General features: G+C 31.6%; 11 protein-coding genes. 9 read left to right on the forward strand and 2 right to left on the reverse strand.

Annotated elements, in window-relative coordinates; translation table 11 throughout:
• Positions 1 to 41: 41 nt before the first annotated feature.
• The 6 genes from H0I26_RS03030 to H0I26_RS03055 all read left to right on the forward strand — a co-directional run bounded on the left by H0I26_RS03030 (position 42) and on the right by H0I26_RS03055 (position 6,735).
• Positions 42 to 2,549, forward strand: coding sequence for a DUF2339 domain-containing protein (locus H0I26_RS03030; RefSeq protein WP_218700954.1), 2,508 nt, complete (start codon positions 42 to 44; stop codon positions 2,547 to 2,549).
• A complete protein-coding gene (locus H0I26_RS03035) occupies positions 2,539 to 3,756 on the forward strand; it encodes a hypothetical protein (RefSeq protein ID WP_218700955.1) in 1,218 nt (405 codons plus the stop codon). The genes H0I26_RS03030 and H0I26_RS03035 overlap by 11 nt, the downstream gene beginning before the upstream one ends.
• A 72-nt stretch (positions 3,757 to 3,828) precedes the next feature.
• Entirely contained in the window at positions 3,829 to 5,007 is a 1,179-nt protein-coding gene (locus tag H0I26_RS03040; protein ID WP_218700956.1) for a TPM domain-containing protein, read from the forward strand.
• Positions 5,008 to 5,187 carry a hypothetical protein gene (locus H0I26_RS03045; protein ID WP_218700957.1) on the forward strand — a complete coding sequence of 60 codons (180 nt, stop codon included), beginning with the start codon at positions 5,008 to 5,010 and terminating at the stop codon, positions 5,185 to 5,187.
• Between the two features lie 96 nt (positions 5,188 to 5,283).
• The gene (locus H0I26_RS03050) at positions 5,284 to 6,441 is read left to right on the forward strand and encodes a GNAT family N-acetyltransferase (protein ID WP_256935241.1); all 1,158 of its coding nucleotides are present in this window, start codon (positions 5,284 to 5,286) and stop codon (positions 6,439 to 6,441) included.
• Between the two features lie 84 nt (positions 6,442 to 6,525).
• Positions 6,526 to 6,735 carry a hypothetical protein gene (locus H0I26_RS03055; RefSeq protein WP_218700958.1) on the forward strand — a complete coding sequence of 70 codons (210 nt, stop codon included), beginning with the start codon at positions 6,526 to 6,528 and terminating at the stop codon, positions 6,733 to 6,735.
• 49 nt (positions 6,736 to 6,784) lie between these two features.
• Here H0I26_RS03055 and H0I26_RS03060 read toward each other — a convergent pair whose 3' ends face one another.
• Entirely contained in the window at positions 6,785 to 7,714 is a 930-nt protein-coding gene (locus H0I26_RS03060) for an SPFH domain-containing protein (RefSeq protein ID WP_101015778.1), read from the reverse strand.
• 76 nt (positions 7,715 to 7,790) lie between these two features.
• Here H0I26_RS03060 and H0I26_RS03065 point away from each other — a divergent pair, with 76 nt between their 5' ends.
• Complete coding sequence (locus H0I26_RS03065; RefSeq protein WP_218700959.1) at positions 7,791 to 8,474, forward strand: hypothetical protein; 684 nt, start codon at positions 7,791 to 7,793, stop codon at positions 8,472 to 8,474.
• Between the two features lie 106 nt (positions 8,475 to 8,580).
• Here the strand turns inward: H0I26_RS03065 and gltX are convergent, their stop codons facing one another.
• A complete protein-coding gene (gene gltX, locus H0I26_RS03070) occupies positions 8,581 to 10,089 on the reverse strand; it encodes a glutamate--tRNA ligase (protein ID WP_218700960.1) in 1,509 nt (502 codons plus the stop codon).
• A 249-nt stretch (positions 10,090 to 10,338) separates the two neighbouring features.
• Here gltX and H0I26_RS03075 point away from each other — a divergent pair, with 249 nt between their 5' ends.
• Positions 10,339 to 13,776, forward strand: a complete 3,438-nt coding sequence (locus H0I26_RS03075) for a DUF4175 family protein (protein ID WP_218700961.1) — start codon at positions 10,339 to 10,341, stop codon at positions 13,774 to 13,776.
• A complete protein-coding gene (gene ybeY, locus H0I26_RS03080; RefSeq protein WP_101015782.1) occupies positions 13,769 to 14,185 on the forward strand; it encodes an rRNA maturation RNase YbeY in 417 nt (138 codons plus the stop codon). The genes H0I26_RS03075 and ybeY overlap by 8 nt, the downstream gene beginning before the upstream one ends.
• Positions 14,186 to 14,292: the final 107 nt, after the last annotated feature.

Raw genomic sequence — 14,292 nt, forward strand, 5'->3', positions numbered from 1 at the left:
TCCGGTTTTTCATTTATAATGCGTACTAAAAAATATTTTTTATGTTTGAGATTGTTATAATAGCAGTGTTTGTATTTTTATTAATTATTTTTAATAAGTTAAAGTCTGGTTTTGTAGAATTACAAGAGAGTAATAAAACCTTAAATGATAATATTAAAGTCTTAAATTCTAAGATTAACGGCCTTTCTAAATTGGTTTCTCAAGAAGAGTATAAAACACCGTTTTATGAAGGAGAAACTGATATTGTAGCAGAACCAGAACCAGAACTGGAACCAGAAGTTCCAATGTATACTGATCCTATACCAGAGGTTATAGAAGAGGTTATTAAGGAAACGGAAAAGGTTACTATATTAAATACAGCAGATACAGTTAATAGTTATACTGCAGAACGTGATATAGCTTCAGAGTATGTTGTTAGTGAAAAAGAAGAAGAGGAAGAAGAAGAAGCGATTGTACAACCTCCAAAACAAGCCTTTTGGGAACGTTTTAAAGAAAAGAACCCTGATTTAGAAAAGTTTATTGGCGAGAATTTAATTAATAAACTCGGTATTTTAATCCTTGTTTTAGGGATTAGCTACTTTGTAAAATTTGCTATTGATAAGGATTGGATTAACGAGCCGGCTAGAGTTGGTATAGGCGTTTTATGTGGGACTTTAGTGATGTTTATTGCTAATAAATTACGTAAGAATTATGCCGCATTTAGCTCGGTTTTAGTGGCAGGAGCCATTGCTATTTTTTACTTTACCATTGCTATTGCTTTTCATGAATACAAACTTTTTGGCCAAGAAGTAGCGTTTGCTATTATGGTTGTTATTACCATTTTTAGTTGTTTGGTATCCTTATCGTATAACAGAATGGAGTTAGCTGTTTTAGCACTAATTGGTGGTTTTGCAGTGCCTTTTATGATCAGTACAGGATCAGGTAATTATGTCGTCCTTTTTACTTACATCATAATATTAAATATTGGGATAACGCTATTAGCTTTTTATAAAAAGTGGCGTTTGGTTAATACACTTGCATTTATTTTTACTATTGTGTTGTTTGGAGGTTGGTTTATAAAAGATAACCATAGCGAATCGCCTCATTATTTAGGAACACTTTTATTTGCATTTGCATTTTACTTGATATTTGTCGTAACAAACATTATAAATAATTTAAAAACAAAAGCTGTATTTACTAAAGGGCAATTAGTGATGTTGTTTGCTTCAACTGTATTCTTTTTTACCGTAGGTATGGTAACTCTAAATGATTATCATCCAGAATTTAGGGGATTATTTACTACTGGTTTGGCATTACTTAATTTGTTTTTCGCTTGGTTTTTATTCAAAAAATTTAAGCTTGATAAAGTTGCAGTGTATATGCTTATAGGTTTAACGCTAACGTTTATCACGCTAGCCATTCCTATTCAGTTTCAAGGTAATTATATTACATTATTTTGGGCAGCAGAAGCAGTGTTATTAATGTGGTTAGCAAAAAAATCTAATATTGGTAGTTATCGCTTTGCTTCCGTAATAGTTCATGGATTATCTATTTTAAGTCTAGTTATAGATTGGAGTCAAAAATATCATGACGAGGCTGTTTTAAACATTGTATTTAATCCCATTTTTGGAACAGGAATTTTTGTTGTGGCAACAATAGTATTTGTGTACTTTTTACTTAAAAAAGAAACCGTACGTATTCCATTGTTACAGTTTGTATTTGATGCGGTTACATACCGTAAAATTGCTTTAATTTCTGGAGTGGTCTTGTTGTATATTGTAGGACTTTTTGAATCCTTTTTCCAAGCAGTATATCATATAGAGCATTGGAATTCGGCTTTAGCAATACCTGCGGTGTATCATCTATTGTTTACGGCGGTAGTAGCATTTGTGTTATTCCTATCAAAAAAGGAATTCAATTTAAAAATAGCCAATAGTATGGCATGTGTAAATATCATTCTTTTTGTGTTTGTATTCTTAGGTTTACCATTTTTGGAACATACCGAGTATATAGGAGGAGAAAGTACTTATCAGATTGCATTTTATTTACATTATGTAATGTTAGCTTTAACATTGTTTTTTGCTGTACTGTTATACCGCTCTAATAAAAACAAGGTTGTATTTAGCTTTTTTAAACACAAAGCCTTTATTTGGGTGGCAGCGTTTGTATTAATTTTTATGGCTAGTAGAGAAGTATTATTGCATGGCTTAAAACTACTTTTAGAACCAATACAATCTCAAAATATAGCTGTGTATAGTGAGATTGCTATGACTACTGAAAAAATTGTTAAAACCTCATTTCCTGTGTTATGGGGAGTATTAGCATTTATATTCCTAATTTTAGGTATTAAAAAGCAAATTAAAAGTATTAGAATCATTGCTTTAGTACTTTTAGGAATTACTATTGTTAAGTTATTTACTTATGATATAAACAATATCTCTGAAACAGGTAAAATAATTGCCTTTATACTACTTGGTGTTTTAATCCTTATTATTTCGTTTGTATATCAAAAGTTAAGAGTGCTTGTTATAGATGATACTAAAGATCCTATAGATGAAGATGAAGATTAAACTTTTATTGGCATTAGCATGTGTTAATGTAACGATTGCTCAAAATACAACAGGTGTTTTAGAGACTGTCGAGACTGATGGATTGTACGAAATACAATTGCCAAATCAGATCCGTTCTTTTTCTAATAGAAATTTGAGTGATTTTAGAATATTAGATGCTAAAGGGAAAGAAGTACCCTATTTTATTCGTGAAAAAAGTAGCCATTTAACAACCAGCGAATATGTGCCATTTGAGCTGGTTTCAAAAGAAACTTTAAAAGACACAAGCACTACTATTGTGTTTAATAACCCATTTAAAGTTATTGAGGATATTGTTTTCTCTATAGCCAACTATTCAGGATCTAAAAGTTTTAAAATATCCGGGAGTAATGATGGTGTAGAATGGTTTGGAGTACTTAATTCTGGACGTTTATCTAATTTGGAGGGTACTAACACTGTTAGTGTTGATAAAGCTATTAGAGTGCCTAGTTGCAGTTATAAATATTTAAAAATAATAGTGAACGATTTTGATTCTTTACCTATTAATATTTTAAAGATTGGTGGTTATGCTAATGCTATTACTAATAGAGCATTACAAAAGGTAAACAAAGCATCAGTTACTACTGTCGAATTAAGTGAAGAGAAGACTACTCAAATTCATATTAAATTTAAGAATAGAGAGATTTTAAATCAAGTTGAATTTAATGTTTTAGCTCCAGACTATTTTAATCGTGATGTGATTATTTATAAGAAGGTAACGCGGGTTATAAAAAAGAAGGAAGAAACGTATAAGCAACGACTAGCTAGTTTTCAATTAAATTCCGATTCGCCAACCAATTTTAATATCCAAGAGATTTTTGAGAATGATATTTTTATTGAAATTGAAAATAAGGATAGTAACCATTTAGTGTTCGAGGGTATTAACTTTTTTCAAAAACCATTGTATGTTATTACAACTTTAAAAGCTAATGCTAGTTATACTATAACAACAGGTAGTGACACTATCAAGGCACCAGAATATGATTTATCCTTTTTTAGACATAATATTTCTGAAAATTTACCGCGTGTACAAATTAAAAACGTTGTAAAACAAGACGCTAAGGAAGTAGTGAATCAAACCCCTTCGTTTTGGCAACAATCGTGGTTTATGTGGGCTTGTATTTCAATTACGGGTCTTTTTATTTTATTTTTCACCTCAAGTTTAGTTAAGGATTTAAAAAAAGAATAAGTTTTAATAACTGATTGTGTTATTTAAGTAGGTTGTTGAGCTAGTGTTTAAATTGTAGTAATACGGTGATTAATGTTTAAAAAATTAAAAATACTTTTTGTCCTTTTTTTTATTTGTATTCAATATACAAACGCACAAGACTACCCTATCATTTCTGATATGGTAACAGATAATGCGGCTATTTTTAGTAATGAAGAAGCAGAATTATTAAGACAAAAATTAGTGTCTTACGAGGTTAAATCTTCTCACGAAATTGTAGTGTTAACCATTCCAGGGTTAGATGGAGATAGTATTGAAAACTACGCGTATTATGTATTTAACGAAGAGGGTAATAATTTTGGAAAAGAAGGTATTGATAATGGTATTTTAATATTAATTTCTCCAAATGATAGAAAGGTTAGGATAGAGGTTGGGGATGGTTTAGAACATATAATTACAGATGCTTTTTCGTCTAGAGTTATTAGGGAGGAACTAACACCTTTATTTAAACAAGGACGTTATTTTGAAGGTGTGGATGCGGCGACATCAGAGCTTATTAAATTAATAGACGATCCTATTTATGCTAACGATTTTGCTAATAGTATAGAAGCAGAAACAGTGTCTACCACTGATAAGTCTACAGACGGTGTTCATTTTATAACTAAGTTAATAGCTTCATGTGTTTTGTTAATCTTCTATTTTTGGGTTGGTGTTTATGGTTATTATAAGTTAATAATTAAAAAAAGTTTCAAAACTTTTAAGCTTAAAACATTATATAAAAATTATAAAAATAAATTTCTAATCTATACGGGTATTGCGTTATTGATTGTTAATAGTTTTTATGTGTTTTTTATGAAACTATTTTTTGGTTTATTGTTAACAGGCTTTTTATCAATTTTTGTTTTTGTAGGCTATTTTGTATTATTGAAGTATGCATTTACCAGAGCGATTCTTATTTTTAAAAGTCTATTTACGGGACAATTAGGTGTTTTTATTTATCTGTTTTATATCCCAACAACGCTATTTTTGTTTGTGGCAGGATTTTTATTTGGTTCTCTACCAATTGTAATGGGTTTCTTTTTTATGCTTAACCTTGTTTTTGGCGAAGATATCAATAGGTTTATGGCTAATGTAGAGTTTATTTACGTGTTATTCTTTTTCATATCTGTTATTATTCTTCTTCATTTTATAGCAGTATATTTTGCTATTTATCAAATTAAAGGCGACTATAATAAGACTTTTGGATTTTCATTTTTTAAACGTGATGCTTAGTTGCATGCCGAATTAAATCCGGGATATGCAAAAGGATACTCATCATCTGGATCTTCGAGTTATTCGTCGTCGTCATCGTCATATTCACGATCGTCGTCATCGTCGTCATCGTCTTCAAGTAGTAGTTATTCTGGAGGTGGAGGGCGCTCATCGGGAGGAGGCGCTAGCGGTAGTTGGTAATTTTTGATTTCGGTTTTAAACCAATCGTTTAACTTTTGTAACATTTTATATTAATAGAGACTGATAGAGTAATAATCAATCTTTTTATTCACATATTTGATTCACTTTAAAATTTATAAATCGGTTTCAGAACTTCCTATGGCGTGGGATGGTTTACCGACGGGTGATGTCTTTTTAAAAACACCATTTTTAAAAGCCTTATCATTATCAGGACCTGAAAACATAGAAACCAATTACGTGACTATTTATAAAGACGATATACTGGCAGGAATAGCTATTATTCAGCGTGTAGAGTTATATCTGGATAACGTGTTTAGAAACACTTCCGACAAGGCTTTAAAACGGCTTACAAAGCGTGTAATAGCTAAAGTTGTAAAAGGAAATACTTTAATTGTGGGTAATTTGATGCATACTGGACAGCATGGACTGTATTATAACTCTAAAATAATCTCACAAACGTCCTATTTAGAAACTATTTTTGAAGCTATTGATTTCTTAGCAATAGAGATTAAAAAGGCGTATAATAAAACGGTTAGGATGGTTTGTTTTAAGGATTATTTTGAAACAGATAGCATCCATTTAGAATCTGTATTATTTATTAAAAACCATTTGTATAAGGTCCAAGTGCAACCTAATATGTTATTAGATATTCCAAAGGAATGGGAGTCTATTAGCGATTATACTTCTGCTTTAACTAAAAAATATCGAAGTCGTTATAAATCTGCACTTAAAAAAGCAGGTAATATTACTAAGAAAGAACTGAGTTTAGAGGCTATTGATAAAGGTTCTGAAACCATTTATAAATTGTATAAGAATGTATCTGATAATGCTAAAGTGAATTCTTTTATATTAAACAATAGGCATTTTTACAATTTAAAAAAAGAACTTGGTGCTCAGTTTAAATTGTTTGGCTATTACTTACATGAAGAATTAGTGGGCTTTTACACACTAATTTTAAACGATGACCAATTAGAAACTTATTTTTTAGGATATAATCCAGAGTTTCAGTACAAACATCAATTGTATTTAAATATGTTATATGATATGCTAAGTTTTGGAATTAACAATAGTTTTAAAACTGTTGTTTATGCCCGTACTGCTATGGAAATTAAAAGCTCTGTAGGTGCAGTGCCTAAAACGATGCATATTTATATGAAACATACTAATCAATGGTTGTTAAATCCAGCGTTAAAATTTATTGTAAAAACGTTGACACCGATTAAAAAATGGGAGGAAAGACATCCGTTTAAATAATACTTTAATAAAGCTTTAGCAGTATTAATTTTGAGTCATCACGTGTTTAAGTTATATTATATCAATAATTTAAAACACATAAAGATGACTACTATTCAACAATTATTGACTAAAATATCTCAAAAAACAATAGAGATAAAAACAAAACATCCAGAGTTACAAAAGTATCTTGACGAAATTAGAATTACCTTACCACAAGGTGATACTCAATCTTCAGAAATAGACAATGACGCATTATCAAATTATTTAAATAGTTTAAATTCTATGGTGGAAAAATATAAAGCTAACACATAAAAAAAGCCTCAAGATAACTTGAGGCTTTTTAATTATTGTATCGTATTCACTATTCGTTTCTCTTATTTAATTTTGCTTCTTTCATCGCTTCACCAATTTCATTACTTGCTGAAAAACTAGCAACCATGTCATTTAACATCTGGCTACCTGCTTGTGGAGAGTTTGGCATTAAAATTAAATTACTATTAGTATGTTGTCCAATAGCTTGTAACGTATCGTAATGTTGTGTAACAACTATTAAAGCAGACGCTTCTTGACTGTTTATACCAACCTTATTTAAGACTTCTACAGACTCTTCAAGACCTCTAGCAATCTCTCGTCTTTGATCAGCAATACCTTGACCTTGCAAACGTTTACTTTCTGCCTCAGCTTTTGCTTTTTCAACGATTAATATACGTTGTGCATCTCCTTCATATTGCGCGGCAGTTTTTTCTCTATCTGCAGCATTAATACGGTTCATTGCTTCTTTTACTTGTGCATCTGGATCGATATCTGTTACTAAGGTTTTGATGATATCATAACCGTAATCTTGCATCGCTTCGTTAAGTTCAGATTTTACTGCAATCGCAACATCATCTTTACGTAAAAAGACATCATCAAGAATCATTTTAGGCACTTCTGCACGGACAACATCAAAGACATATGATGTAATTTGGTCGTGTGGATAATCTAATTTGTAATAAGCATCTTCTACTTTAGCTTTTATTACTTTGTATTGTACAGATACTTTAAGACGTACAAATACATCATCTTTAGTTTTAGTTTCAACAATAACATCTAATTGTTGAATTTTTAAACTCAAACGTCCAGAGATTTTATCGACTATAGGGACTTTAAATTGTAATCCGGATTGTCTAATACTTTGAAATTTACCAAAGCGCTCTACAATAGCAGCAGTTTGCTGTTTGACGGTAAATATGGATGAAATTAAAATGATAAGTCCTAGGACTATGACTACAATTAATACTGGATCTAGCATGTGTTAATGGTTTTAATGGTTATTTAATTCTGTTTACTAAATTAAGTTATATTTGTGGACAAACCCTTTATCCACAATGAAAAAACTACAATTCATCTTATTAGTAGCACTAACTATAGGTTTTGTTACAAAAAACTTTGCACAACATGCCTCTTATGAAATTAAAAATGGGTTTGCGTTAGGTGGTGGTATCACACAATTTGATATTATTACAGATAATTTTGATACCAAAAAAGGGGCGGGTTGGATAGCTAATATGACTGCTACTGTTGATATACCCCACAAGTGGTTTAATGTTAGTTATGGTATGCAACTATCAGAAAATACGATAAGTACGACAGGCTTTGATTTTCCATTAGCAATTACTACAGAGGATGTTGAGTATAAAATATTTACTGCTCAAATCCAGTTTTTGTGGCATGCTAAGCCATTTAAAACATCCAACTTTACTATTGATTTTGGTCCAATGTTGCAATATAATAGTGATTTAGAGTTAAGTGATGATCAACAAGAAGACTTTATTTTAGCCGATTTTGATACGGTGTTTGCTAAAGAAGTGAAGGATTTAACTAATTTTAATGTTAATGGTACTATTGGTGCTACTTTGGGTATTGGTTTTTTTAAAGTAAGAGCACAATATATTTATGGATTCACTAATATTTTAGGTGCTTTAAATGACTCTGATTTTAACCAAACTTTAGGTCGAGATTTTAAAGGACACCAAAGCATGTTCGCATTTACAGGGATGATTACATTTTAATAATGTGACTGAGGGCAGTCTTAGTTTATTTTTAAAATGAAAGTATTGGTAAAAGAACAGTAAAAACTATAAAAAAAGCCATCTAAATGTAGATGGCTTTTTTGTTTTATAACGTTTCGATAAGTTTTTCGAGACGTGTTATACTTTCATTTTTTCCAATCATAAACATGATATCAAAAACGTCAGGTCCTTGTAAGGCACCAACTAAGGCTAAACGTAAAGGCATCATAACCTTTCCAAAGCCAATGTCTTTAGCGGTTATCCAACCTTTTACGTCTTTTTGAAGCGTTTCTACTTCAAAATCTGTAATGTTAGAAACTAATGCTAATACATCAGTCATTATGGACTTAGTATCTTCCTTAAATGCCTTTTTAGAGGCTTTTTCGTCATAACTTTTTGGAGCTACAAAAAAGTAACTACTTAAATCCCAGAAATCATTTACAAAAGTGGCACGTTCTTTAACTAAGCCTACAACTAAAGCAATGTAATTAACATCTATTGCTGTTAATTCACTACGATTTTTTTGGAATGCTTCTGCTAAATCTTCATTAGACTGCTCTTGCATATAATGGTGATTAAACCATTTAATTTTATCTGGATCAAAACGTGCTCCTGCCTTATTAACGCGGTCTAAATCAAAAGCAGCAACTAATTGCTCTAAGGTAAACATCTCTTGTTCTGTCCCTGGATTCCATCCTAGAAAGGCTAGAAAGTTGATGACTGCATCTGCAAAATAACCTTCCTCTTTATAACCTTTTGCAGTATCTCCAAACTCAGGATTCCATTCTAATGGAAACACTGGGAAGCCTAATTTATCACCATCACGTTTACTTAATTTTCCTTTACCTGTTGGTTTTAAAATTAATGGTAGATGTGCAAATTCGGGTTGATCCCAACCAAAAGCCTTGTATAATTGGTAGTGTAAAGCTAAGCTAGGTAACCATTCTTCTCCACGGATAACATGAGTGATTTCCATTAAATGGTCATCAACAATATTAGCTAAGTGATAGGTTGGCATACCATCCGACTTAAATAACACTTTGTCATCTAAGACGTTAGTATCAATTTTTATATCACCACGTATAATATCTTTTAAGCGTAATGTTTCGTCTTGTGGACTTTTAAATCTAATCACAAAATCATCGCCTGCCGTTAATTTAGCACTAACCTCGTCTGCACTAAGTGATAAAGAATTGCTTAATTTTAAACGGTTATGCCAATTGTAAATAAACGTTTTACCTTTAGATTCATGATCTGTTCTGTGATAATCTAGCTCTTCAGACGTGTCAAAAGCGTAGTAAGCATTGCTGCTAGCTATTAATTGCTCAGCATATTGTTTGTATAAGTCTTTACGTTCGCTTTGTCTGTAGGGTCCAAATTTTTCATTTTTACCTGGGCCTTCATCAAAAGGAATATTACACCAATTTAGGGCATCTACTATATATTGTTCTGCACCTTCAACGTAACGGTTTTGATCTGTATCTTCAATACGTAATACAAAAGTACCGTTATGCTTTTTGGCAAATAGATAGTTAAAAAGCGCTGTACGTACGCCTCCAATATGTAAAGGTCCAGTTGGACTTGGTGCAAAACGCACTCTGACTTGTTTTGACATCTTATATTATAAAAATTAGCACTTTAACATAGCATGTTTAAGTGACATATAAATTGTAATCCTAAACGTGTTTCAGGATATAGATTGCAAAGATAGAATAGAGTAGTAGAAACAACAAAGAAATAATAAAGAACAATTAAATACGCGGCATAATTTCTGCGAAAGCAAACACCTTTAACATTAACTTATATTCCAATGTATTTAAGTGTAAAAATAAAATAGTATTTTAGTCAGTTAAATACCAATTACTTGAATAACTTTAATAATATACAGTCCAAATTAGAACAATTTATTAGAAAATATTACACTAATGAATTGATAAAAGGTGTCATTTTGTTTTTTAGTATAGGACTGCTGTACTTTCTTTTTACTTTATTGATAGAACACTTTTTATGGCTGAATTCTTCTGCCAGAACGCTCTTGTTTTGGTTGTTTGTAGCAGTAGAATTAGCACTTTTTGTTAAATTTATTGTCTTTCCATTGGCTAAGTTATTCAAACTTCAAAAGGGGATTGGCTATAAAGAGGCATCAACAATAATTGGTAATCATTTTCCGGAAGTAAGTGATAAATTATTAAATGTATTACAACTTAAAGAGGAAGCAAATACATCAGAGTTGCTTTTAGCAAGTATTGATCAAAAGTCCGAAGCGCTGGATCCTATTCCGTTTAAATTAGCCGTTAACTTTAAACAAAATATTAAATATTTAAAATATGCTGCTATTCCTGTAGTAATATTAATTATTTCTGCTATTTCGGGTAAAATGAATTGGTTTAGCGACAGCTACGAGCGTGTGGTTAATTATCAAACGGCTTATGAGGCACCGGCACCTTTTACGTTTTTTGTGTTGAATGAAGACTTACAGACGACCGAGAATAAAGAATTTACGTTATTAGTAACGACTGAAGGAGATGTAATACCAGAAGAGGCGCAAATTAATTTTAACAACGAAACTTATTTTTTGCAACAACGCGAAACGGGAAGTTTTGAATATGTTTTTGAACAGCCAGCCGAAGAGATTACGTTTACATTAGCGGCTAATGGTGTGACCTCTAAACCGTATACCTTAAAGGTTGTTGAAGTACCAACATTACTTAGTTTTAATATGGTTTTAAATTATCCAGGGTACACCAATAAGCGGGATGAAATTTTAAAAGGGATTGGTAATGCGACAGTTCCGCAAGGAACAAAAGTGACATGGGAGTTAAAGACTAGAGCTACAAATCGGGTAGACTTAATAAGCTTGGATACAATAGCATTTGTAGGCTCAAAAATGGGTGTATTTAGTGTAACTAAACCCATTTTTAATAATTTTGATTATAATATTAGTACTAGCAATAAAGCGCTAAAAAATTATGAGAATTTGTCTTATAATATTCAAGTGATTAAAGATCAGTATCCGGAGCTTACTTTGGTGTCTAAACTCGATAGTTTGGACAAACAATCGTTATATTTTAAAGGACAGGTTAGTGATGATTATGGTTTGAGTAAACTGCAATTAGTGTATTATCCTAGCGGTAATGAAGCGGAAAAGAAGGTCATGACGATTCCGGTGGCTAAAGCTAATTTTGATCAGTTTATAAGTGCTTTTCCTAATACGCTAGCAATTGAAGAAGGGCTGTCTTATGATTTGTATTTTCAGATATTCGATAATGATGCTGTTAGTGAAAATAAGAGTACTAAAAGTGAAGTGTTTACCTATAGGAAGCGCACGCAAGATGAAGAGGAACAAAAACAATTGCAAGAACAGAGCGAAACGATACAGAATTTAAATAAATCCTTAGAGACGTTTGATAAGCAACAAAAAGAATTGCAAGAATTGTCTAAAACTCAAAGAGAAAAATCTGAACTAAACTTTAGCGATAAGAAAAAATTTGAAAATTTTCTTAAACGTCAAAAAGAACAAGATCAGATGATGAAACAGTTTAACAAAAAGTTGAAAGATAATTTAGAGGAGTTTCAAAAGGATAAAGAGGAAAATGACGCATTTAAAGAGGATTTAAAGGAGCGTTTAAAAGATAATGAAGAACAACTTAAGAAAGATGAGAAACTGCTTAAGGAGTTAGAAGAATTACGTGAAAAATTTAGTAAAGAGAAATTTTCGAAGAAGTTAGATAATTTGGCAAAGAAGGCTAAAAGTCAGAAGCGAAGTTTAGAACAGTTAGTAGAGTTGACTAAACGGTATTATGTGACCAAAAAAATGGAGAAGATTGCTGACGAGATGGATAAATTGGCAAAGGAGCAAGATAAACTTGCTAATTCTAAAACGGAAGAGAATACAAAAGATAAACAGGATGACATCAATAAAAAGTTTGAAGCACTTCAGGAGGAATTAAAACAATTGGAAAAGGATAATAATGATTTGAAAAAACCAATGGATGTGCCCCGAAATGAGAATAATGAAGAAAATATTAAAAGTGAACAACAAGACGCTAGTGACGATTTAAAAAGTAAAGAAGAAGCGCAAGACCAGAAGGGGAAAAAACAGAAACAAGAATCTGCTAAGAAGAAACAGAAAAGTGCTGCTCAAAAAATGAAAAAAATGAGTATGAGTATGCAGATGCAAATGTCTGGAGCAGCCCAGGATCAGTTGGAGGAGGATATTGCAATGTTGCGTCAAATACTTGATAATTTGGTTGTTTTTTCAATGGATCAAGAAAGCTTAATGAATAAGTTTAAGGGTATTGAAATTAATCATAACGAATATGCTACTTATTTAAAAAAACAAAAGGAGCTCCGTACACATTTTGAACACGTCGATGATAGTTTGTTTGCAATATCAATGCGACAGCCAAAATTTTCTGAAGATATTAATAGAGAGATTAACGAAGTTTATTTTTATATAGATAAATCGCTTGAAGAGTTTTCGGAAAATGGAATTTATCAAGGCGTGTCTTCTCAGCAATATGTTTTAACTGGAGCTAATAATTTAGCAGATTTTTTGAGTGATGCGTTAGATAATTTGCAAAACCAAAGTGGTATGCCTATGCCTGGTCAGGGTGAAGGAGGTATGCCTATGCCGGATATTATTATTAGTCAAGAGGAATTGACTAAAAAAATGGAAAAAGGGATGAAGAAGGGAGAAGATGGGGAGAAAGGTAAAGAAGGCGAAAAAGGTAAAGAAGGAGAGAAAGGAAGTGAAGGAGAAGGTGAAGGTGAAGGAGAGGGAAAGAATGGTAAAAATGGAAAGGATGGTAAATCTGGTAAAGGTGAGCAGAATGGTGAAGGTGAAGATGGAGATCAAAATGGGGCGGATGGGTTTAGTGAAGATGCAAATGGTGAGTTGTTTAAAATTTATCAAGAACAACAGATGTTACGTCAAGCGCTTGAACAACGTCTAGAAAAAGAAGGATTGGGAGAGAGTAGAGAAGCAAGACAATTGTTAAGAGATATGGAAGAGGTGGAGATGGATTTGATAAATAATGGTTTTACGAATCAAACATTAAGTAAAATGAAAAATTTACAACATCAATTGTTAAAATTAGAAAATGCGGCTTTGGAACAAGGTCAAGAACAAAAACGTGAATCTCAAACAAATTCTAAACAATTTAAGAATACGACCACTAATCAATTGGATAAAGCAAAACAATATTTTAACACCACAGAAATATTGAATAAGCAAACATTACCTTTGCAAGAATTATATAAACAAAAAGCACAACAGTACTTTAAACAGAAAAATGATTAGTTTTAATTACGAAATCGATTTTAAGGGTCTAGAAGACACTAAAATCTCTAAATGGATATCTACTATAATAAATAAGGAAAACTGCAAGGAGGACGAGATAAACTACGTGTTTTGTGACGACGATTATTTGCATAAATTAAATGTAGAGTTTTTACAGCACGATACTTTGACCGATGTTATTAGTTTTGATTACTCAGTAGGAAAAACGCTACAGGGAGATATTTTTATTTCTATTGAACGAGTGGAAGATAATGCCAAAGATTTTGAGGTTGAATTTGTGGACGAGTTACATCGTGTAATTATTCATGGTATTTTGCATTATTGTGGTTACAAAGATAAAACAGAAGCTGACGCTACTTTAATGCGTAGCAAAGAAAATGAGGCTCTAGAAATATTGAAAGCCATGTAGTTTGGTTTTTTGTTTTTTGGGATTCAATTTTTAAATAAAAAAGAAAACGTTCCACGTGGAACAATAATTAAAAATCATACTTGAGTAAAGGGGGGTTCAGATTTTCT

The organism is Olleya sp. HaHaR_3_96 (assembly GCF_019278545.1).
Lineage (GTDB): Bacteria > Bacteroidota > Bacteroidia > Flavobacteriales > Flavobacteriaceae > Olleya.